The following is a 20,949-nucleotide window of genomic DNA, read 5'->3' on the forward strand; positions in this document are numbered from 1 at the left end:
GTGCTCGCATGCGCCTTCGCCGCCTCGTACCCGCAGTGCTCGCCGCCGCGCTCGCCGCGTGCGCGCAAAACACGACCCCCATCGAGAAGAAGGGCTACACCGGGAAGCCGCCGCTCGGGCAGGCGATCTCCGAGGCGGAGCTGCCGCTCGAGACCTGGGCCTGGATCCCCTTCGACGACGCCGTGTGCGCCGACGGCTCCACCACGGGCCTCGCCGTGAACCGCGGGAGCGGGTCCGACCTGCTCGTGTTCTTCGACGGCGGGGGCGCCTGCTGGGACTACGCGACCTGCGCCGCCGGGACCGCGGTCGACGACCACTACGGCCAGGCTCAGTGGGACGTCGAGCTGCGGGACTACGTGCCGAGCTCGCTCACGGATCGCGCGAACCTTCCGCCCTCCCTCGCCGGCGCGACGATCGTGTTCGTGCCCTACTGCACGGGCGACGTGCACGGCGGGAGCAACGTGAAGGTGTACGGGAACGCGGTCTTCTCCGAGACCTGGAGGCACGTCGGGCACGCGAACGTGCTCGCGTACCTCGCGCGGCTCGCCCCGACGTTCCCGTCGCCCCGCAAGCTCGTCGTGGCGGGCTCCTCCGCCGGCGGCTTCGGCGCGCTGGTGAGCTACGAGGCGTTCCGCTGGTACTGGCCGGAGGCGCGAGGCTACCTCGTGGACGACTCCGGGCCCGCGCTCGTCAACAACGACGTGCCCGCGGACCTGCGCGACGCGTTCTACGGCTCCTGGCACCTCGGCGAGGCGCTCGACCCCGTCTGCGTCGAGTGCCGCTCGAACCTGTCCGCCGCGTTCAGCGAGCTCTCCTCCTCGCACGCGGGCGACCGGATCGCCTTCCTGTCTCACGTCCGCGACCCGGTCATGGCCACGTTCATGCTCTCGACCCCGGACGCGTTCGAGGCGTCGCTCCGCGAGCTCGAGGCGCTCGTCTTCGCGCCGACCGGCAACGCGCGCGTCTTCTACGACACGGACGGCGGGCAGCTCGACGCCCACATGCTCCTCACGCCCGCGACGCCGTTCGCCGGGGGCTCCTACGTCGCCTCGCACGAGGAGGGCGGGACCACGCTCGCGGCCTGGCTCGAGCTCATGGTCTCGGACGACCCGCGCTGGACGACCGTGATGCCGCCGTGACGGGCGGCGGCCGCAGAGATCGCAGCAGGCCGATCCCCACGGTGAGCGTCGCGTACACGACGAGCGCCGCGCCCGCGTAGAGCAGCGCGCGGAGCGGGGGCGCGTGGGCGAGCCCGAAGAAGCCGGCCGAGACCAGGATCGCGGCGAGAGGGGCGGCGACGCGCGCGCTCCAGGCGACGCCCGGTGAGAGCCGGACCGCGTCGAGCAGGTGCTGCAGCACGAGCGACAGCAGGACGAGCACGCCCGCGTGAGCATGGCCGGCACGGTACAGCGTGAGCTGCAGCGGGGTCAGCTCCGGGCCGGGGACGCCCGCCCCGCCGGCCGTGACGATGCCGAGCACGGCGAGGCCGCCGAACACGATGGTCGGGACGGTGACGAGGGTGGCGCCGATCATCAGCCGGGTCGCGTGTGACATCGCAGGCTCCTCCTCCGTGCGGGCGGTCGGCGGATCGCCCGGCTTTGAGCGGCGTGTGGCCCCGAGAGGTCATGGCACCGAGCGCGCCGCTCCCACAGGCACTGGGCCGATATGACGGAGTCAGTCAACGGTATCGCCTCGCGCTTCAAGGCGGTGCTCGACGCAGCGCCGGACGCGATGGTGATCACGGACCGCGTCGGCCGCATGGTGGTCGTGAACGCCGAGGCCGAGCGGCTCTTCGGCTACCGGAGCGAGGAGCTCCTCGGTGAGCCCGTCGAGATGCTCATGCCCGAGCGCTTCCGGGCGGCGCACCCGCACCACCGGAACGGCTACTTCCGCGACCCGCGCACGCGTCCCATGGGCGCCGTCGGCGGCCTCGAGCTCTTCGGGCTGCGCAAGGACGGCACCGAGTTCCCCGCGGAGATCAGCCTCTCGCCCCTCGAGACCGAGGACGGGATGTACGCGATCACGGCGCTCCGGGACGTCACGGCTCGCAAGAAGGTGGAGTCGTACGTGAAGGGCGTCCTCGAGGCCGCGCCGGACGCGATGGTGGTGACCGACAGGCGCGGCAAGGTGATCCTCGTGAACGCGCAGGCCGAGAAGCTCTTCGGCTACTCGCGCGAGGAGCTGCTCGGCCAGCGCGTGGAGGCGCTCATCCCGGCGCGCTTCCGCGCGGCGCACCCGGCCCACCGCACCGAGTACTTCGCCTCGCCGAGGACCCGTCCGATGGGCGCGGGGCGCCTCGAGCTCTTCGGCCTCACGAAGGACGGGACCGAGTTCCCCGCGGAGATCAGCCTCTCGCCGCTGGAGACCGAGGACGGACCGCTCGCCATCACCGCCATCCGCGACGTCGCGGAGCGCAAGCGCGCGGAGGAGGAGCGGGCGCGCCTGCACGCACGGCTCGAGGCGACGCTCGGCGAGCTGGGCGCCGCCTACGACAAGTCGAAGGAGCTGGAGCGCCAGAAGGCCCGGTTCTTCGCGAACGTGAGCCACGAGCTGCGGACCCCGCTCGCGCTCATCCTCGGCCCCGCCGACGAGCTCCTGGCCGCGGAGCTCCCCTCGGGGACCCGGCGCGACCTCGAGGTCATCGCGCGCAACGCGCGTACGCTCGCGAAGCACGTGAACGACCTGCTCGACGTCTCGAAGCTCGAGGCCGGCAAGATGGCGCTCGAGCTCGCGGACGCGGACGTGGGGCGCCTGGTCCGCCTCGTCGCCGCGCACTTCGAGGCCTTCGCGGCGGAGCGCGGCACGGCCTTCGCCGTCGAAGGCCCCGAGTCGCTCGCAGCCCGCGTCGATCCCGGGAAGCTCCAGCGCGTCCTGTTCAACCTCCTCTCGAACGCCTTCAAGTTCACGCCGGCCGGGGGGCGGATCCGCTGCTCCCTGCGCGCGGTCACGGCCGCGGGCGCGGAGGTCACGCCGGGCTTCGCGCTCGAGGTCGCGGACAGCGGACCGGGCGTGCCGGAGGCGCAGCGGGAGTCGGTCTTCGCCCGCTTCGCGCGCGGGGACGACGAGGCGGCGCGCCGCGTGGGCGGGACCGGGCTCGGCCTCGCCATCGCCAAGGAGTTCGTGGAGCTGCACGGCGGCCGGATCGAGGTGGACGAGGCGCCGGAGGGCGGCGCGCTCTTCACGGTCCACCTGCCCCCGCAGGCCCGCAAGGAGGAGCTCCCCCCGGGCGCCGCGGGCGGGGAGGGCGACTACGGGTCCGGGGTCGTCGAGGAGCTTCGGACCGCCGCGGATCCGCCGGACGAGGTCTCGCGCGGAGGGCTGGACAGGCCGCGCGTGCTCGTCGTGGAGGACAACGCGGAGATGCGCCGCTTCGTCGCCGAGGTGCTCTCCGGCGAGTTCGAGGTCTCGACCGCTCCCGACGGGGAGGCCGGCCTGGTGGAGGCGCTCGCACGGCCGCCGGACGCGGTCGTCACGGACGTGATGATGCCGCGCATGAGCGGCGACGCGCTCGTCCGCGCCATGCGCGAGCGCCGCGAGCTCGACGGCGTCCCGGTGCTCGTGCTCACCGCGAGGGCGGACGACGCGCTCCGCGCCCAGCTCCTCCGGGAAGGCGCGCAGGACTACCTCATGAAGCCGTTCGTGGCCGAGGAGGCGCGGGCCCGGGTCGCGAACCTCGTCTCCGTGAAGCGCGCCCGGGAGGTCCTGCAGCGCGAGCTCGACTCCCAGACGCACGACGTCGTCGCGCTCGCCGGAGCGCTCGCGGCGCGCAAGCGCGAGCTCGAGGCCGCGCTCGAGGTGGCGCGGCGCGCGCAGGAGGACGCGGAGCGGGCGAACGCGGTAAGGACCCACTTCCTCCGCCTCGTCTCCCACGAGCTGCGGACTCCGCTCACGACCCTGCACCTCCAGCTCCAGCGGCTCACCCGCGACGCCGAGCATCCGCTCGAGGAGCACCAGCGCGCGATCCTGCGCCGCGGGGTGTTCGCCGCGACCCGGCTCACCGGGCTCGTCGAGGCGCTCCTGCACCAGGCCCAGCTCGCGAGCGGCCGGCTCGCGGCCGAGGTCGAGGACGTCGATCTCGGGGCGCTGGTCGCGAAGGTCGTGGAGGAGCAGCGCCCGCAGGCGGAGGACAAGGGGATCGAGCTCGTCCTCCGCGCGCCGGATCACGTCCCATGGATCGAGACGGAGCCGCGGTTCCTGCGCCTCATCCTCGCGAACCTCGTCGGGAACGCCATCAAGTTCACCACCGCCGGCGCGGTGGAGGTCGCGATCGAGAGCCGCGGCGACGAGCTCCGCGTGCAGGTGAAGGACTCCGGACCGGGCATCGCGCCGGAGGATCGCTCCCGCCTCTTCGAGCCCTTCGAGCGCAGCGCGCGCGCCGCCGAGCAATACGTCCCGGGGCTCGGTCTCGGCCTCACGGTCGCGCGGGACCTCGGGGCCGCGATCGGCGCGCGCGTGGAGCTGGCGTCCTCCTCCGGGATGGGGAGCACCTTCGTCGTGGCGCTCCCGAGCGGCCAGCCCGCGGCGGCGCGCGGGGCGGTCGCGCGGCGCCGGCCGGAACGCGAGCGGTGAGCGGAGCGCAGGCCGTCGGCCGGCGCCTCGGTCGGTGTGCTCCGGGTGGGTTTCCGCTCCTGGTATAGGGCGATCGCGCGAGGCGCCGTCACGGAGCGGCGCGCCCGAGCTCCTTGCGCATGGGGCGCCTGCTGCCCACGTGAAGTGGTGCGCCTGCGCCCGGATCCGGCCATGGCCTCGCTCGCCAAGATCTCCCGCCCGCGGCTGCCTGCCGTCGTGCCCCGCGCGCGGCTCTTCGCGCGGCTCGACGAGGCGCGAGCGGCGACCTGGATCGCCGGGCCTCCCGGCGCGGGGAAGACGACGCTCGCCGCGAGCTACGTGACGGCCCGCGCGCTGCGCTGCCTCTGGTACCAGCTCGATCCCGGCGACGCCGACCCCGCGACCTTCTTCTACTATCTCGTCCAGGCGTCGCGGCGCGCGACGCCCGGCTCCCGGCGGCCGCTCCCGCTCTTCACCCCTCCGTATCACGGTGGGCTCCAGACCTTCGCGCGCCGCTTCTTCCGCCAGCTCTGGGCCAGCATCAAGGTGCCGTTCGTCTTCGTGCTCGACGGCCTGCACGAGGTGCCGCCTGGTTGCGAGCTCCCCGACCTGCTGCGCGAGGCGCTCCCCGAGCAGTCCGCGGCCGTGAGGCACCTCGTGCAGCTGTTCCGCGAGGCGTCGGCCGCGTCGAACGCGCCCGAGCACACGGCCGCATCGGTGGCGCAGCCGGTGCAGAGGCCGTCGAGGCAGAGCGCGCCCGCGGCGCAGTCGTAATCGGCGAAGCAGCCGCCGGGCTCGACGGGGGCTCGCTGCTGCGGCCACGGGAGAAGCTCCATGGCTGCGGCGGGCCCAGGTGGCTGCGCGGTCTGCGCGCGCCCCCTCGGCGCGCGAGACGTCCGTGATCCGCGCTACACGAGATCACGCTGCGCGGCCTCCGGGCGTTGGTGTGCCGAGGACGCGGTTCCCGAGAACCGACGCGCAGGGCCGGGCGGAGCGTCGGCGGCGGCCCTCCGGTCCCCGCTCGGCCTCCGGCGTTAGGCCCAAGTCCCGCTCGGCGCGGGCACGCGATCGTGTGGAGGGGAGGCGCGGATGTGGATCGCGGCGCGAATAGGGCGCCCGCCCATCTGCCCCCGCGAGCGCCGCTCGCCGGAGCGGCGCCGTCACGTAGAGTCGCCGAAGCAGGAGAACGGAAGCCCTCGCGGTCGACGCGCCGGTATGCGGCGGCCGGTCGTGGGCGGCTACACGGAGCGTCACCATGGCCGACGTCGTTCGATCCGTCACCGTACCGCTCGACCCCTTCGTCTCGTCCGTTCCCGCTGGCGTGAAGGTCCCCGCCCGGATCGACTTCCGGGTCGCCCTCGCGCTCGTCGGCACGGACGCGGGCTTCGTGCTCCTGCACCTCGGCAGGCACTTCGGGTGGCTCCCGGACGATCCCATGCTCTCGCTGTCCCAGGACGGCGGCTACGCGGAGTGGTTCCAGTACGCGAAGGAGCTCTCCGTGCTCCTGCTCCTCGGGATCGCCGGCGTCCGCAAGCGGAGCACGCTCCTCGCCGTCCTGGCGCTGCTCTACCTGTACCTCCTCCTCGACGACTCGCTGCGGATCCACGAGGTCATGGGCTCGGCGGTGGCGGCCTCGGGGCTGCTCCCGGAGAAGCTCGGACAGCCTGCGTGGGCCGCGGCCGTCGGGTCGATGTTCCTCGTACCGCTCGGTCTCGGCTATCTCCGGAGCGACGCGGACACGAGACGCTTCGCGCGCTGGCTCCTCGGGCTCACGGCCCTGCTCGCGGCGTTCGGGGTCGTGGTCGACTTCGCGCTGGCGGGACTCCGCGGCGGCGCGCTGATCGAGGAGATCGGCGAGCTGCTCGTGATGAGCGCCACCGTCACGTTCGTGCTCGGGGTCTTCCCACCCGCCTGTCCCCGCGCGGCGCTTGAGCGGGGACACCTCGGGTAGGCGGGGGAGGGGACCGAGGGGTCGATGGTCCCGGAGGCTCACCCGCACGCCTCAGGCCGCAGGCAGGTTCAGGCGGCGGAGCAGGGCGGGATATCGGGGATCGGATCGCAGGCTGCGCAGGAAGGGGTCGCGGGTGACGAGCACGAGGCCGGCGTCTTGCGACGTCCGGGCCCGCTCGAGCCAGGCGAACGCTCTTTCGTGCTCGCCGCGCCACGCGTGGATCTCGGCGAGCTGGTACGGCATCGAGGACGCGAACCTGGCCTCGAGCGCCTCGAGCGCGACGCGTGAGCGCGAGGCGTGGCCGAGCGCGTGATGTGCGATCGCTGCGATCGTCAGCCCGAACCCCTCGTGCGCCTGCGACGTGTGCGGCGCGAAGACGGCGGTCGCCTGGATGGCGCGACCGCTCAGGACCAGCGCCGCGGACCGCCAGAACGCGGCGTAGGGATTCCCGGGATCGAGCTCGAGCGCCCGCTCCGCGGCCCGCGCGCACTGCTCGACGTCTCCCGTGCCGGCGTACGTCATCGCGAGGTACGTCCAGGCGAGCGCGTCGAGCGGATCGAGCTCGGTCGCCCTCACCAGCGACGCGAGCCCTTCCTCGACCCGGCCGAACGGGACGAGGACCATGCACGCGTGGTCCCGCACCACGCGCGCGTCGCCCCGCCCGAGGGCGACGGCGCGCTCGAGGTCCTCGCGGCCCGCGGCGAAATCCCACCGGAGGAGCATCCGCAGGGTTCCGCGCGTGCTCCACGCCGTCGCGAGCCCCGGATCGAGCGCGACGGCGCGCTCCGCCGCCTCGAGCGCGCGCCCCCGCCACCCGGTCCGGGAGGCCGCGTCGGCCACCAGGTCGGAGGCCCAGAGGAGCGCCTCCGCGAGGTCCCCCCACGCCGGCGCGTAGCCGGGATCGAGCGCGATGACCTTCTCGTAAGCGCTCGTCGCGCCGGCCTGGCCCAGCAGATCGCGTCGCTCGAGCAGCCGGCGCGCGATGAGGTAGGCGTCGTACACCTCCGGGCGCGCGGTGCGATGGGACTCGACCGACGGCGCCTCGCCGCGCGCGAGCCGGACCTCGAGCGCGGCGACGACCGCGCTCGCGATGCCCTCCTGGACCGCGAACACGTCCGTCAGCTCCCGGTCGTACGTCTGCGACCAGAGCGTGAACCCGTCGGACGCGCTCAGGAGCTTAGCGGTGATGCGCGCTCGGTCGCCGGCGCGGCGCACGCTCCCCTCGAGCACGTTCGTGACCCCGAGCTTGCGCCCGATCGTCGCCGCGTCCTCACGCGAGTCGCGGAAGGAGAAGGACGAGGTCCGCCCGGCGACGTGGAGCCCGCGGACCCGCGTGAGCGCGTGCAGGATCTCCTCTGCGACCCCGTCCGAGAAGAATTCCTGGCCGGGATCCGGGCTCATGTTCGCGAACGGCAGCACCGCGATCGATGGCGGGCCGGAGCCGCGGCCGTGCGGCTCGTATCGTGTGTCGCGCCAGGAGGCGGAAGATGGCGTCGGCGCCGCTGCGGGACCGCGCTCGAGCGCGGCGAGCGCGGCGACGACCTCGCCGCCGTCCCGAGGGCGCTCCACCGGATCGGCCGCGAGCATCCGCGTGACGAGCGGAGCGACCGAAGGGGGCTCGGGGACCCTGAGCACGGCGCCCTCGACGTCGCCCTCGCCGTCCCGCGGCGGCGGCTCCGCCCCGGAGCATCTGGAACAGGAGGACGCCGAGCGCGAACACGTCGGTGCGCTCGTCCTCCGGGGCGCCCCGCACCTGCTCGGGCGCCATGTGACCAGGGGTTCCGCCCGGCATCGCGCGGTGCGCGAACGCTTGCGCCATCCCGAGATCGAGGACCTTCACGCGCCCGTCGCTGCACAGGAAGACGTTTCCGGGCTTGAGATCGCGGTGGACGACGCCGCTCGCGTGCGCGTGCGCGACCCCTCGGGCGACCTCGAGCGCGATGCGCAGCGCCTCGCGCGGCGGGAGCGGCCCGCGGGCGAGGCGGGCTCCGAGCGTCTCTCCCCGGAGGAGCTCGAGGACCAGGAAAGGGCCCGCCGGTGCGCGCCCGAAATCGAAGAGCGTGACGACGTTCGGGTGCGAGAGGCTCGCCGCGATCGCCGCCTCTCGCAGGAGGGGATCCTCTGCGACGTCGCGCCCAGCCCCGCGGCGGAGCGCCTTGAAGGCGACGCCGCGGCCCAGCTCCCGGTCGCGCGCTTCCCAGACGATCCCGAAGCCGCCGCGTCCGAGCTCGCGAATCAGCTCGAACCTGCCGATGACTGCTCCCGGCCGGAGCTCGGCCTCCCACGCGCCCTCGGGCGCCCGCGCGAGCTCCGCGAGCAAAGCCGAGAGCGCGCCGGGGTCTTGACGCGACGACGGCTCAGCGACGCTGCGCACGCCCTGCTCCGGCATGAGAGACCCTCAACCCAGCCAGCGAGACGATAGCTCCGCGGAGGCTCCAGGGGCGTCCGCCGAACGCGGGAATGCTGCGCAGCTGCCCTGCGATGGCACGCCCGGCGCGGGTCGATGACGGCAAGACGAGGGCACGGGCAGCCGTCCCCCGCCTCGCTCCCAGGCGGGCAACTCGCAGCGCGGACCGACTGACCGGGCTACGACCGCGCGATGACCGAACGAGACAAGATGGCTGCGGGCGAGCTCTACCTGGCCTCGGACCCGGAGCTCGTTCGAGCGCGTTCCCGCGCTCGCCGCCTGATCAAGCATCTGTCCGAGGTGGATGCCGACGATCTGGATGCTCGCAACGCCGTCCTCTCGGACCTGCTCGGCTCGATGGCATCGGGCGTCTACGTCGAGCCGCCGCTGTTCGTGGACTACGGGTTCAACGTGAGCCTCGGAGCGCGTACCTACCTCAACACCGGCTGCATCCTGCTCGACTGCAACCGCATCGACGTCGGTGAGGACGTGCTCATCGGCCCGGCGGTCCAGGTCTACACGGCGACGCACCCCGTCGATCCCGGCGAGCGAGCTCGAGGGCTGGAGCGGGCCCTCGCCGTTCGCATCGAGTCGCGGGTGTGGATCGGAGGCGCAGCGGTGATACTCCCCGGCGTCACGGTGGGTGAGGGCTCGACGATCGGCGCGGGGAGCGTCGTCACGGCAGACGTACCGCCGCGCTGCGTCGCTGCGGGAAACCCTTGCAAGGTGATCCGCCGCCTCGGCTGAGGGGCGTATTCTCCACGGTCCCCGGTGCTGCTTCACGTCTGCGCTGCAAACCGGATGGAGTTCCGATGATCGATCACGTGAGCGTCATCGTCAGCGACTACGCGAAGAGCAAGGCCTTCTACCTGCAGGCGCTCGCGCAGACCGGCCATTCGCGGCTGGTGGAGCTCCCTGCCGCGCGCGATGGCCATGCGCTGACCGCCGGCTTCTGTCATGCCGACGGATCCGATTTCTGGATCAGCCAGGGCGATGCGATCACACCGCCCATCCACATCGCATTTCGCGTGTCCTCGCGCGCAGCGGTGGATGCCTTCCACAAGGCGGCCATCGCAGCAGGCGGCAGGGACAACGGTGCGCCGGGCCTGAGGCCGCACTACCACCCGAACTACTACGGCGCCTATGTGCTCGATCCGGACGGTCACAACATCGAGGCTGTCTGTCACGACGCGCAGTGACGTCGGGCGGGACGCGGCGGTGGCAAGCGATCCGCGGGATGTCGCAACACCCTCGACGCACGTCCCACGAACGACGACCCGGGCAACGGAGGCGCAGAAAGGCGCGTCTCCGTAAACCCGAGTCGGAATCAATGGATGGTGAGTGACCCCACGGGGATTCGAACCCCGGTTGCGGCCTTGAAAGGGCCGAGTCCTGGGCCTCTAGACGATGGGGTCGGGCGGTCTAGTACCCGACAAGGCGGCGTCTGTCAAAGGGTCGGCGCTCGCCGGGCGTCGGTTCAGACGCGACGGGCGGCGGCGGGGTGCGCCGGTGCGCCGCGCGGGCGGTAGACGGTCCCGCGGACGTGGTCCCAGAGCGGGAACGTCACGTTGAAGTTCCAGCGCTGCATGAGGCTCGTCGCGTGGTGCAGCTGGTGGTGGCGGCGCAGGTAGCCGATCGCGCGGGTGCGGCCGATGGGGCTCTCCTCGGGCAGGTGATAGGCGAGGTGGAGCCACTCGTACGAGAGCACGTAAAGGACGACCGTCGCGACCCACAGCGCGGCGAGGTTCGGCTGGCGGAGCCAGAGGAACAGGAGCGCCATCGGCGAGGTGAGGATCACGATGCCGAACACCGCGTACGCGGGGAGGAGCACGAGCTTCAGCTCCTTCGCGCTGCGGAGCGCCATGTCCTGGCCGACGAACACGGCGTGGTGCTGCGGCGTGTGGCGTGTGTAGAAGACCTCGAGCCAGCGCACGCGCCGGTGCAGGAGCCCGCGGTGCACGTGCCACTCGACGGCGTTGCCGAAGGCGAAGAAGACAGGGACGAGCAGGAGCTGCCAGGCGGTCAGGCCCTCGACGCGCGAGAGGGCGAGGGCCGCGAGAGCGAGGCCGCCGAGGCTCGGCAGCAACAGGTGCAGCGTGGGCGAGTAGGTGCTCGGGATGCGCCCCATGAGCTCGGCGCGGAGCTCCTCGCGCGACGCGTGCGTCATTTGGCGGCCTTGCCTCCGGGCGGCGCAGGAGCGCCCTTCTCCCTGGAAGGTAGGGGGCGGCCGTTCGGCCCGCAACGCGACACGCGGGAAGCGTACCCGGAGCGCGTCGGGGGCGGCGGCGCCCCGACGCGGCGCGCCAGGTGTCAGCGGGCGCCTTCCTCGAACAGCCAGGTCGACAGGTAGCGCTCGCCCGTGTCCGGCAGCACCACGACGACGAGCTTGCCGGCATTCTCCGGCCGGCGGGCCACCTCGCGCGCCGCCCAGGCGGCGCCGCCGCAGGAGATTCCGGAGAGGATGCCCTCCTCGCGGCAGAGGCGCCGCGCCATCTCCCCGGCCGGATCGTTCCCGACCGTGATCACCTCGTCGATGAGGTTCACGTTGAGGACCTTCGGCACGAACCCCGGGCCCCAGCCCTGGATCTTGTGCGGCCCGCCCTTGCCGCCGGAGAGGACCGGCGAGTCGGCGGGCTCGGCGGCGACGATGCGGATCCCCGGCTTCCGCGCCTTCAGGACCTCGGCGCAGCCGGTGACCGTGCCGCCCGTGCCCGTGCCGGCGACGAGGATGTCGATGCGACCGTCGGTGTCTCGCCAGATCTCCTCGGCGGTGGTGCGGCGGTGGATCTCCGGGTTCGCCGGGTTCTCGAACTGCTGCAGGACGAGGTAGCGGCCGTCCTCGGCGGCGAGGTCCTCCGCCTTCTTGATGGCGCCCTTCATGCCCTCCGGCCCGGGCGTGAGGACGAGCTTCGCGCCGAGCGCGAGGAGGAGCTTGCGCCGCTCGATGCTCATCGTCTCCGGCATCGTGAGCACGATGGGGATGCCCTTCGCCGCGGCCGCGAAGGCGAGGCCGATGCCGGTGTTGCCGCTCGTGGGCTCGAGGAGGATGGTGTCGGGCTTGATGCGCCCGTCGCGCTCGGCCGCCTCGATCATCGCGACGCCGATCCGGTCCTTCACCGACGAGCACGGGTTGAAGCTCTCGAGCTTGGCGGCGACGTTGGCGCGCGCGCCATCCATCACCCGGTTGAGCCGCACGAGCGGCGTGTTGCCGATGAGCTTCGTCACGTCGTCCGCGATGCGCATCCCGTGTCCTCTCGCGAGCGGTCCCGGCGCGGGTTCCGCTATAACGGACGCCATCTTTAAAAGCGGATGCGAGTCCTGTCAAGCAGAGGCTCGCCGGGCGGGCGACCCGCACCGGGAGAGACGGTCGCCAGGGTGAGCGCGGGCCGGCGGCGGGGCGCGGCATGCGCCTCGCCCGCAACCCACGCGAGCCAGGTGCCTCCCCGGCCGTCGCGCGCACGGTAGGCCCGCAGCGCGGCCCGAGCTCGACTCCGGCGCCTCGCGAGCGCGGCGCTGTCCGGGGGCGCCGCGCTTGCACGGGGGCGCCGCATGCGACGCCCTCTGGCCGCGCTCGCCGCGGCGCTCCTCACCGGCTGCCAGCCCCTGCTCGACGTCCCCGCGCGCGCGCCCGAGGTGCGGGCGGTGCGGATCGTCACCTGGAACGTCCACGATCTCTTCGACGCCGAGGACCGCCTCCTGCCGCCCGGCGCGGAGGACGAGGTGCCCTCGACCGCAGAGGTGGAGGCGAAGCTCGGCGCGCTCGCGGCGGTGCTCGCTCGCCTCGACGCCGACGTGGTGCTGCTGCAGGAGGTCGAGAACCTCGCGCTGCTCGAGGCGCTCGCGGAGGGCGCGGGATACGAGGTCGCGCGGCTCGTCGAGGGCAACGACCCGCGGGGCATCGACGTCGCGGCGCTCTCGCGCCGGCCGATCTCGCGCTACGTGAGCCACGCCGGGGAGCGCGACGCGGCGGGCCGGGTGCTCTGGCCGCGCGACTGCGCGGAGGTCCACCTCGCCGCGGGCGCCACGCGGCTCGCGATCGTCATGAGCCACCTCAGCTCGCGCCTCTCGGACGACGGCACCCGTCGCGCGGCCCAGGCGGCGCGCATGCGCGAGATCGCCGACGCGCTCGCCATGGCGGATCCGGACGCGGTCGTGCTCGCCGGCGGCGATCTCAACGACCCGCCCACGGCGCCCGCCCTCGGGCCGCTCGCCGCCGACGGCTCGTACCTCGATCCGCTGCCTGCCGAGGCGACGACCTGGTCCACGGGGGTGGCCGCCGAGCGGCTGGACGCGCTGCTCGTCGCGCGGGGGCACGCGGGCGCGGTCGTGCGCGCGGAGGTCGTGCACGGGACCGACGTCGCCCGCGCGTCCGACCATCAGCCGATCGTGCTGGACCTCCGTCTGCCGTGACATCGCGCGGGCGGCAGGGACTCCCCACCTTGAAAGGGAAGGGGACTTTCGATGGCGAAACAACGGACACCGAAGGACGAGCTGGGCACCGAGCCGGGGCTCGCGGGCGGGCCCGGACCGAAGCCGCCCGGCTTCGACGATGGGACGCCGCGCATCCTGGGGGACGGCTCGCCGGGCTACCCGCCCGAGGGAGCGCTCGAGCCCCGGGACGAGGAGGTCGAGAACCGGAAGGGTGAGCCGGTGGAGCACCCGCACCATCCCGCCCCCCGGGGCCCGAGGCGCGGGAGCGAGGGGTGAGCCGCAGGTTCGCGGGGAGGGTGGTCGTCGTCACCGGGGCCGCCGCCGGGCTCGGCCGCGCCATCGCGCGGGCGTTCGGCGCGGAGGGGGCGCGGGTGGGGCTGCTCGCGCGCGGGAGCGAGGCGCTCGAGAACGCGGCGGCCGAGATCCGCGCCGCCGGCGGCGAGGCGCTGGTCCTGGTGGCGGACGTGGCGGACGATCGCGCGGTCCAGGCGGCGGCCGACGCGGTCGTCGGTCAGTGGGGCGCCATCGATCTCTGGGTCAACGACGCGATGGTCAGCGTCTTCTCGCCCGTGATGGAGATGACCGCCGACGAGTACCGGAGAGTCACCGAGGTCACCTACCTCGGCGTCGTCCACGGCACGCGCGCCGCGCTCCGGCACATGCTCCCGCGCGACCGCGGGCACGTGATCCAGATCGGCTCGGCGCTCGCCTACCGGTCCATCCCGCTCCAGAGCGCCTACTGCGCCGCCAAGGCCGCGGCGCGGGGCTTCACCGACGCCCTCCGCTGCGAGCTCCACCACGACCGCTCGCGCGTGAAGCTCTCGATGATCCATCTCCCTGCCGTGAACACCGCGCAGTTCGACCTCGTCCGCACGCGGCTTCCCGGGCACCCGAAGCCCGTGCCGCCCATCTACCAGCCCGAGCTCATCGCCGGCGCGGTGCTCCGCGTGGCGGGGCGCCCGGTGCGGGAGCTCTGGCTCGGCTGGCCCACCGCGCGGGCGATCCTCGGCCAGTTCGTCATCCCCGGCCTGCTCGATCGCTACCTCGGGCGGATCGGCTACCGCGCCCAGCAGGCCGACTTCCCGCCGGAGCCGGGCCGGCCCGACGACGTCGACGCGCCCGTCCCGGGCGATCCGGGCGCGCGCGGCGAGTTCGATCGCGAGGCGCACGCGACGAGCCTGTCGATGTGGCTGCAGCTCCGGCGCGGCGCGATCCTCGCGTCGCTGGCGGCCGTCGCCCTCGCAGGGTGGGGCGCCCGGCGGCTCGGGGCGCGCTGAGTAGGGAGGGGAAGCGTATCAGCTCTCCTTCGAGCCCACCGGCGGCGCGTGCGCCGCGAGGAACCGCGCGACCCGCGCGCGCACGAGGTCGCGGTGCGTGAAGATGGCGACGTGCTCGCCGCCCTCGATCTCGAGCAGCTCAGCGCCCGGGACCCGCGCCGCGAGCTCCTGGCCTTGCGCGAACGGCGCCGCGCTGTCCCGCGTCCCGTGCACGACCAGGAGCGGCGCCGCGATCCGCTCGAGCGGGAACGACAGGTCGCTGCGCGTGGCGGCGACGTCGAGCTCCGTGCCGGGCATGCGGAGCGCCATCCGATCCATCGTGCTGAGCTGCAGCTCCCTGAGCAGCGGGCCTGCTTCGGGATCGCCGAGCGTCCGCGCGCGCACCGCCGGGTCCCGGATCGGCCGGCGCGCTGACGCCTCCGGATCCCGCTCCGCCTTCCGGCGCATCGCGGCGACGAGCGGGCCGCAGCGCGCGGTCAGCTTCATGACGTACCACGCGAGCGGCAGGCGCTGCTCGACGCGCCGGCAGACAGACGACACGATCACGAGGCCCCAGCAGCGATCGGGGTGGCTGAGCGCGAACTGGAGGGCGGACGGGCCGCCGCCCGAGACGGCCATCACGGCGGCGCGCTCGACGCCGAGCGCGTCGAGCAGGTCGCGGTAGAGATCGGCCTGCTCGGCCAGCGTCCGGCCGGCGGAGAGCGGCGTGCCGAGGTAGCCCGGGCGCGAGGGCGCGACGTACCGGAACCCCGGCGCGCCGATCGTCCGCGCGAGGATGAGCCCTTGGTCGTGGCCGCCCATCGCGCCGTGGAGCGATAGCACCGCGGGACCCTCGCCCGAGATGGCGCACTCGACGGGCCCGCGCCGCGTGCTCACCATGCGCGGTGAGCCGTCAGCCGCCGCCGTCCGTCCTGCGTTCGATTCGAGCTCACGTTCCGCGCGCATGCCGTCCTCCTGGGGTGCGCGCCGTTCGTAGCGCGGCCCGGACGGCGCCGTCTTGTGGAAATGCGACACGCCGCCCCGGCGATCCGCGCGCTACGGCCTCACGCGGTGCACGACCCGCGTGTCCCCGCGCGCGAGCGTCCGGCTGCGAGCGGCGTCGTCGTCGGCGGGGAGCCGACCCGTCAGCGCCTTGAAGTCATGGACGAGGTGCGGCTGGTCCGCGTAGCCGCACGCATGGGCGAGGTCGGCCAGGTTCCCGTACCCGCCGGCGTGGAGCGCGCCCAGCACGTGGCGGAGGCGGACGAGCCGCGCCACCCGCTTCGGCGTCATTCCGAAGGCGTCCAGGAACAGCCGCTCCAGGCTGCGGACGTGGAGGCCGACGGCGGCGGCGAGCGCGTCCACCCTGACCCGTCCGCCCCGGGCCTCGAGGAGGAGCGCGGCCTGGCGGCACCGCTCGTCTTCCACGAGCGGTCGCGCCGCCCGCCGCACGAGCGCCTCGAGCGCGCGCTGCCGCGAGGCGAGGTCCGGAAGCGCGCCGAGCCGTTCGGCGATCACCTCGAGCGGCTCGCCCGCGAGCCGGTCGAGCTCGACGCAGCCGTCGGTGAGCTCCGAGGAGCGGACGTCGGCGAGGCGGGGAGCCTGACCGGCGCGGAAGCGGATCCCGAGGTACTCCGCGCCTGCGGCGCGCTCGATCGTGGCCCGCTCGGTCGCGGGCCCGAGCAGCACCAGCCGGGACCCGGTCTCGGACCGCCGCAAGACGAGGTGCACGCCGGCGTCGGGGAAGAACTCGTGGCGCGTCGTGCCGGGGCCGGCGCCCACGGCGGACCAGCAGAGATCGATCCGTCCGGCGAGGTCCGGGGCAGGCGGCGTGAACACGGCCGCGGGGGCCGTCGCGCCGGCAGCCGCGCCCAGGCCCGGCGCACCCGCTTCGCGTCCGGCCGGCGCGGCTCGATCGTGGGCTGATCTCGCGTTGCGCACGTCGCGTTCACCCCGGAGCGGCGCCGGCGCCGATCGGTCGGTGCTCGACCACCTGCCGGCTCTCGCTCAGGACGCTGCGGCTAATGAGGCGCCTGGGAATCGAACCCAGAACCACCGGCTTAAAAGGCCGATGCTCTGCCAGTTGAGCTAGCGCCTCGAGGCTCCGCACTTCTTAGCTAATCACGCCGGGCGATGCATCGCCCTCCTTCACGTCCGTGCCGAAGATCGACAGGAGGAGCCCGCGGTCGCGCCGGAACCCGGCCATGATCCGGTGACTCGCCCCCGTGTGTCGCGTCGCTTGATACCACGTGGCCGGCGAGGAACGCTGCACGAGTTGAGCGCCGCCGGAGGAGCTCGTGGAGCAGCGGGACCGGACGAGGCTCGCGGCCGGCGGGTGCGCCCCGTGGACGTCGCTTGCCCGAGTCGCGAGTCGATGAGCGCGCTCTTCACTGCGGCGGTCATCGGCGTCACGTGACTGGCGCCCCCGCGCAGCCTGCCCCCGCCTGACCGGGATGCGCCCGGCGTGGCGTCCGCTCTCTGAGACCGTGGACGACTCTGGAGAACGCTACTCGCACCGTCACGGAGCCGCGTCGCGCGCCACGAATTGCGAGCGCGATGTGTGCACGCAGATGGGCGCCTTCCGCATCGCTTGCGCACCCCTGGTGGGTGGCGCACGTCCCGGATCGCTTGCTGGCGTGGTGAGGCGCGCATGTTGCTACACCCCCGCGTTCAACCCCGAGCCACGCGAGCGTCGACATGCGGATCGGAATCCTTGCCTTTGCGAGCGCAGGCCTGCTCGCCGTCACCGCCTGCGGAGGGTCGTCGACGACGAACCCGAGCAACAGCTCGACGACAGCCGACAGGACGCAGATAGCGGATTACCAGGACCTGACGGCGCGCGTGCAGTCGGCGGCGCTTTCCTATCGCGCGACGATGGGCGCTTCCACGATGACGGTCACGGGTTGCCCGGCGGCGCACGACGCCTACGACGCGCAGGTGCGTCCGTGGATCTCGCAGATGGTCCAGCTGAGCGGCGCGATGGACGGCTTCATCGGTGCGCACGACGGCGTCGCGTACGTGGACATGAGCTGCGTCGCGAGCGCGATGCTCGCCGAGCTCGACGCGCACGGCCGCGTCGCGTGCACCTTCGCGAGCCTGACCGACGACCAGGCGGAGGCCTTCCGTCACGCGGACGTCATGGCCTCGTACTCCGCGCACGTCTACGCGCGGTGCGGACAGATGATGAGCGGTCTCGACGGCTACGGCTACGGCTGGGGACCGATGGCGAACGGATGCGGCGGTGGCCCGGGCGTCGTCCCCGGCCCGAGCGGCGATCCCGTCGCTCTCGGCGAGCGCATCTTCGACTGGGGGATCGGCGCTGACGGACAGCCGATCGTCCGCAGCGGCGGCTTCGGGATGATGATGATGACCAGGAGCGGCTGCGCAGGCTGTCACGGGTCCGATGGGCATGGCCTCCGCACCATGATGTTCACGACGCCGAACATCACGTACCCGAACCTCACGGACCCGTCCGGCCTGCGCGAGCCCGACGGCACTCGAGGCCCCACGTATACGGACGAGCTCATCCGCCGCGCGGTCGTCGAGGGCGTCGGCGCCGACGGCGAGACGCTCGACCCCCGCATGCCGCGCTGGCAGCTGAGCGGGCAGGATTGGGACGATCTGCTCCTGTTCCTGAAGACGCTGCGGTGAGGTCCTCCGCGGCCGCTTGACCGAGCGGAGCCGATTTCGTAGTTTCGAAGTCGTGGAAGTGACTTCCGCCCGACCCCGCCGTGCCCGTCCCCCGCGCCTCGACGCGTCGGGTGAGTGCGCGGTGGTGTGCGTGGACGCGCGCAGGGTCGCCGCGGTTCGCGCCGCGGCCCCGGACGACGCGGCCATCTTGCAGGTCGCCGAGCGGTTCTCGGCGCTCTCCGATCCCACCCGGGTCCGCATCCTGCACGCGCTCTGCCGCGCCGAGCTGTGCGTCTGCGATCTCTCGAAGGTCGCGGGGCGCTCGATGCCCGCCACCTCGCAGCAGCTGCAGCTCCTCCGCAGGCTCGGCCTCGTGAAGTTCCGAATGGACGGCAAGCTCGCGTACTACAGCCTCGCCGACGCGTGGGTCCGGGAAGCGCTCGAGACCGCGCTCGAAGGGACGCGGTGAGCATGCGCCTCCTGCGTGTGCTCGTCCTCGTCGCCGTCGGCGTGTTCACGTCGGGCGTCCCCCAGGTCCTCACGGCCGCGCTGGACGACGACTGCGCAGCGGCGTGCGACGGCGCGCTGGACGGCAAGCACTGTCCGCCGAACTGCGCCCAGGGCATCTGCGCGAACGTGCATGCATCCCTCGCCGTGGTCGGCGCGCCGTGCCCCGGCCCGGCAGCAGCGACGATCGTGCGCAGCGTCGTCGTCGCGCAGGCGTCGCCTCGGCTCCCGGTGGTGACGGCCGGCGTGTTTCACCCGCCGAGAGCCTGACGCGCTCCCATCACGGGAGCAGTGTGCCCGCTCGAGCGGGTTTCCCCGTCCTTCGTCCAAAGTCCACGACGCGCCCGCGCGATAGCGCGGTCCGCTCGCCGCGCCCACTGCGCGGAAGGAGAAGAGTCCATGCGCACGATCGTCCTCGCGCTCGGCTTGGTCACCCTGTTCACCTCCGCCGTCCCGGGCCGTGCCGCCGAGCCGGCCGCGCGCGCGGCGGACTCCACCGCGGCCAGGTGCGAGCACGGCGTGAAGAAGACGCTCTGCGCGCGGTGCAACCCGAAGCTCGTCCCCGTGTTCAAGGCGAAGGGCGACTGGTGCGGGGAGCACGGCGTGCCCGAGAGCCAGTGCGCCCGGTGCAACCCGAAGCTCGCGAAGGAGGGCGTGAAGTGACCCGGGTCGCCCTGACGGTAGCGCTCGCCGCGGTCGTCGCCGGGGCAGGTTGCACGCGCACGGCGCCGGGCGCGGAGGGACCGCACGGCGGCACCTCGGAGAAGGCGGAGCACGCCGCGAGCGCCGAGGCGCCGAGGCTCTGCGAGCACGGCGTCCCCGCGGACCTGTGCACGAGGTGCAACCCGGACCTCATCCCGGCGTTCAAGGAGATGGGCGACTGGTGCAACGAGCACGGCGTCCCCGAGTCGCAGTGCGTGAAGTGCAACCCAGGGCTCACGTTCGCGGCCGCGAAGACGACGGCGAAGGCCGCGCCGGGCCCCTTGCCCTGGTGCAAGGAGCACGCGGTCCCCGAGGAGATGTGCACGAAGTGCCGGCCGCAGCTCATCGCGAAGTTCATCCAGGCCGGCGACTACTGCCGCGAGCACGGGTATCCCGAGTCCGTGTGCCCGTACTGTCACCCCGAGAAGGTGAAGGCCGCCGGGCACGAGCTCCCCTCGTTTCCGGAGCCGGGGACGAAGATCCGCCTCGCCTCCGCAGAGCTGGAGCGGGAAGCCGGGATCGTGACCACGCGCGTCGTGGAGCGTCCGTTCGCGCCGAGGATCGAGGCGGTCGGCCAGCTCGAGTTCGACCAGAACAAGCTCGCGCGGCTGTCCGCGCGCGGCGAGGCGACCGTCGTCGAGGTGAAGGTCGACGTGGGCGAGGACGTCCGCCGAGGCCAGCCGCTCGTCGTGCTCGCTTCCGGCGCCGTCGGCGGGGCGCAGTCGAGGCTCGCCGCGGCCGAGGCGCGCGCTCAGTCGGCGCGGGCAGCGCTCGCCCGTGAGGAGTCGCTCGTGGGCGACGGGATCAGCTCGCGACGCGACGTGGAGCAGGCGCGCACGGAGCTCGCCGCGGCCGAGGCCGAGCGTGACGCGGCTCGAGCCGAGCTGCGCGCCGCAGGCGCGGGCGCAGCGGGGAGCGGCGGCCGGTACGCGCTCGTCGCCCCGTTCGATGGGACCGTGGTCGCGCGGGCCGCCGTCGCGGGACGGGCGGTCTCGCCGGAGGACTCCCTCGTCGAGATCGCGGACGTCCGCACGCTCTGGGCCGTGCTCGAGGTCCCCGAGGAGCACGCGGGAGCGCTCCGCGCAGGCCAGAAGGTGACGGTTCGCGTCGACGGGTCCGGTGAGGTCCGCGAGGCGCGCGTCGCGCGCGTGCCCGCGTCGGTCGACCCGCGGACGCGAACGGTCCGCGTCCGCGTGGACCTGCCGAACCAGGACCGAGCGCTCCGGGCAGGCGCGTTCGTGCACGGCACCATCGAGGTGGCCGCGCCGCGGGGCGCCCTCCTCGTCCCGCGCGACGCGATCCAGCGGGCGCAGGAGCACGATCTCGTGTTCGTGCGGACCGCGCCGGGCCAGTACGACCCCGTCGCGGTCCGGCTCGGCGCGCGGGTCGGCGGTGACGTGGAGGTCGTCGGCGGCCTCGCGCCCGGCTCGGAGGTCGTCACGACCGGCGCGTTCGTCCTCAAGACCGAGATCCTGAAGGACTCCATCGGCGCTGGCTGCGCCGACGACTAGGAGCGA

At 73.5% G+C, this 20,949-nt stretch carries 20 protein-coding genes, 2 tRNA genes and 1 pseudogene; 14 read left to right on the forward strand and 9 right to left on the reverse strand.

Annotated elements, in window-relative coordinates; genetic code table 11:
* Positions 1-8 precede the first annotated feature (8 nt).
* A complete protein-coding gene (locus tag MNZ29_RS05795) occupies positions 9-1,139 on the forward strand; it encodes a pectin acetylesterase-family hydrolase (protein WP_242335730.1) in 1,131 nt (376 codons plus the stop codon).
* Here the strand turns inward: MNZ29_RS05795 and MNZ29_RS05800 are convergent.
* Positions 1,093-1,554: a hypothetical protein gene (locus tag MNZ29_RS05800; RefSeq protein WP_242335732.1), complete on the reverse strand. Its 462-nt coding sequence runs from the start codon at positions 1,552-1,554 to the stop codon at positions 1,093-1,095. The genes MNZ29_RS05795 and MNZ29_RS05800 overlap by 47 nt on opposite strands.
* A 111-nt stretch (positions 1,555-1,665) precedes the next feature.
* Here MNZ29_RS05800 and MNZ29_RS05805 point away from each other — a divergent pair, with 111 nt between their 5' ends.
* The 3 genes from MNZ29_RS05805 to MNZ29_RS05815 all read left to right on the forward strand — a co-directional run bounded on the left by MNZ29_RS05805 (position 1,666) and on the right by MNZ29_RS05815 (position 6,499).
* Complete coding sequence (locus MNZ29_RS05805) at positions 1,666-4,569, forward strand: ATP-binding protein (protein WP_242335735.1); 2,904 nt, start codon at positions 1,666-1,668, stop codon at positions 4,567-4,569.
* Between the two features lie 171 nt (positions 4,570-4,740).
* On the forward strand, positions 4,741-5,322 hold the full coding sequence (locus tag MNZ29_RS05810; RefSeq protein ID WP_242335738.1) for a hypothetical protein: 582 nt from the start codon (positions 4,741-4,743) through the stop codon (positions 5,320-5,322).
* A 481-nt stretch (positions 5,323-5,803) separates the two neighbouring features.
* Positions 5,804-6,499, forward strand: a complete 696-nt coding sequence (locus tag MNZ29_RS05815) for a hypothetical protein (RefSeq protein WP_242335741.1) — start codon at positions 5,804-5,806, stop codon at positions 6,497-6,499.
* A gap of 51 nt (positions 6,500-6,550) precedes the next feature.
* On the opposite strand, the gene MNZ29_RS05820 is transcribed toward MNZ29_RS05815, so the two are convergent.
* On the reverse strand, positions 6,551-7,900 hold the full coding sequence (locus tag MNZ29_RS05820; RefSeq protein ID WP_242353550.1) for a tetratricopeptide repeat protein: 1,350 nt from the start codon (positions 7,898-7,900) through the stop codon (positions 6,551-6,553).
* Positions 7,901-8,228: 328 nt separating this feature from the next.
* Positions 8,229-8,888 (reverse strand): annotated as a pseudogene (locus MNZ29_RS05825) (serine/threonine-protein kinase); the annotation flags it as partial.
* 210 nt (positions 8,889-9,098) lie between these two features.
* Between MNZ29_RS05825 and MNZ29_RS05830 the strand changes: the two are divergent.
* Positions 9,099-9,653 (forward strand): sugar O-acetyltransferase, encoded by a 555-nt coding sequence (locus MNZ29_RS05830; RefSeq protein ID WP_242353552.1) that lies wholly within the window; start codon positions 9,099-9,101, stop codon positions 9,651-9,653.
* Between the two features lie 65 nt (positions 9,654-9,718).
* On the forward strand, positions 9,719-10,105 hold the full coding sequence (locus MNZ29_RS05835) for a VOC family protein (protein ID WP_242335748.1): 387 nt from the start codon (positions 9,719-9,721) through the stop codon (positions 10,103-10,105).
* A 143-nt stretch (positions 10,106-10,248) separates the two neighbouring features.
* Here the strand turns inward: MNZ29_RS05835 and MNZ29_RS05840 are convergent.
* The 3 genes from MNZ29_RS05840 to cysK all read right to left on the reverse strand — a co-directional run bounded on the left by MNZ29_RS05840 (position 10,249) and on the right by cysK (position 12,149).
* Positions 10,249-10,321: transfer RNA gene (locus MNZ29_RS05840), tRNA-Glu, on the reverse strand.
* 62 nt (positions 10,322-10,383) lie between these two features.
* Positions 10,384-11,073: a sterol desaturase family protein gene (locus MNZ29_RS05845; protein ID WP_242353554.1), complete on the reverse strand. Its 690-nt coding sequence runs from the start codon at positions 11,071-11,073 to the stop codon at positions 10,384-10,386.
* 143 nt (positions 11,074-11,216) lie between these two features.
* Positions 11,217-12,149 carry a cysteine synthase A gene (gene cysK, locus MNZ29_RS05850; protein WP_242353563.1) on the reverse strand — a complete coding sequence of 311 codons (933 nt, stop codon included), beginning with the start codon at positions 12,147-12,149 and terminating at the stop codon, positions 11,217-11,219.
* 306 nt (positions 12,150-12,455) lie between these two features.
* Between cysK and MNZ29_RS05855 the strand changes: the two genes are divergently transcribed.
* From MNZ29_RS05855 to MNZ29_RS05865, 3 genes are read left to right on the forward strand one after another with little or no spacing between them, the layout of a single operon-like run.
* Positions 12,456-13,316 (forward strand): endonuclease/exonuclease/phosphatase family protein, encoded by an 861-nt coding sequence (locus MNZ29_RS05855; protein WP_242353567.1) that lies wholly within the window; start codon positions 12,456-12,458, stop codon positions 13,314-13,316.
* A 51-nt stretch (positions 13,317-13,367) separates the two neighbouring features.
* Positions 13,368-13,613: a hypothetical protein gene (locus MNZ29_RS05860; protein WP_242353584.1), complete on the forward strand. Its 246-nt coding sequence runs from the start codon at positions 13,368-13,370 to the stop codon at positions 13,611-13,613.
* Positions 13,610-14,614 carry an SDR family oxidoreductase gene (locus tag MNZ29_RS05865; RefSeq protein ID WP_242353586.1) on the forward strand — a complete coding sequence of 335 codons (1,005 nt, stop codon included), beginning with the start codon at positions 13,610-13,612 and terminating at the stop codon, positions 14,612-14,614. The genes MNZ29_RS05860 and MNZ29_RS05865 overlap by 4 nt, the downstream gene beginning before the upstream one ends.
* A gap of 18 nt (positions 14,615-14,632) precedes the next feature.
* Here the strand turns inward: MNZ29_RS05865 and MNZ29_RS05870 are convergent, their stop codons facing one another.
* The 3 genes from MNZ29_RS05870 to MNZ29_RS05880 form a co-directional block, all read right to left on the reverse strand.
* Positions 14,633-15,436 (reverse strand): alpha/beta fold hydrolase, encoded by an 804-nt coding sequence (locus MNZ29_RS05870; RefSeq protein ID WP_242353588.1) that lies wholly within the window; start codon positions 15,434-15,436, stop codon positions 14,633-14,635.
* A gap of 213 nt (positions 15,437-15,649) precedes the next feature.
* Complete coding sequence (locus tag MNZ29_RS05875; protein WP_242353590.1) at positions 15,650-16,432, reverse strand: AraC family transcriptional regulator; 783 nt, start codon at positions 16,430-16,432, stop codon at positions 15,650-15,652.
* Positions 16,433-16,618: 186 nt separating this feature from the next.
* Positions 16,619-16,691 (reverse strand) — tRNA-Lys (locus tag MNZ29_RS05880).
* 791 nt (positions 16,692-17,482) lie between these two features.
* Between MNZ29_RS05880 and MNZ29_RS05885 the strand changes: the two genes are divergently transcribed.
* The 5 genes from MNZ29_RS05885 to MNZ29_RS05905 all read left to right on the forward strand — a co-directional run bounded on the left by MNZ29_RS05885 (position 17,483) and on the right by MNZ29_RS05905 (position 20,943).
* On the forward strand, positions 17,483-18,244 hold the full coding sequence (locus MNZ29_RS05885; protein WP_242353592.1) for a c-type cytochrome: 762 nt from the start codon (positions 17,483-17,485) through the stop codon (positions 18,242-18,244).
* A 130-nt stretch (positions 18,245-18,374) separates the two neighbouring features.
* Positions 18,375-18,692: a metalloregulator ArsR/SmtB family transcription factor gene (locus MNZ29_RS05890; RefSeq protein ID WP_242353604.1), complete on the forward strand. Its 318-nt coding sequence runs from the start codon at positions 18,375-18,377 to the stop codon at positions 18,690-18,692.
* Between the two features lie 2 nt (positions 18,693-18,694).
* Positions 18,695-19,000 carry a hypothetical protein gene (locus MNZ29_RS05895; RefSeq protein WP_242353606.1) on the forward strand — a complete coding sequence of 102 codons (306 nt, stop codon included), beginning with the start codon at positions 18,695-18,697 and terminating at the stop codon, positions 18,998-19,000.
* A 129-nt stretch (positions 19,001-19,129) separates the two neighbouring features.
* Complete coding sequence (locus MNZ29_RS05900) at positions 19,130-19,393, forward strand: hypothetical protein (RefSeq protein WP_242353608.1); 264 nt, start codon at positions 19,130-19,132, stop codon at positions 19,391-19,393.
* Positions 19,390-20,943, forward strand: a complete 1,554-nt coding sequence (locus MNZ29_RS05905; protein WP_242353610.1) for an efflux RND transporter periplasmic adaptor subunit — start codon at positions 19,390-19,392, stop codon at positions 20,941-20,943. The genes MNZ29_RS05900 and MNZ29_RS05905 overlap by 4 nt, the downstream gene beginning before the upstream one ends.
* Positions 20,944-20,949 lie beyond the last annotated feature (6 nt).

The organism is Anaeromyxobacter sp. SG64, from assembly GCF_022690745.1.
In the GTDB taxonomy this organism is placed as follows: Bacteria; Myxococcota; Myxococcia; order Myxococcales; family Anaeromyxobacteraceae; genus Anaeromyxobacter; species Anaeromyxobacter soli.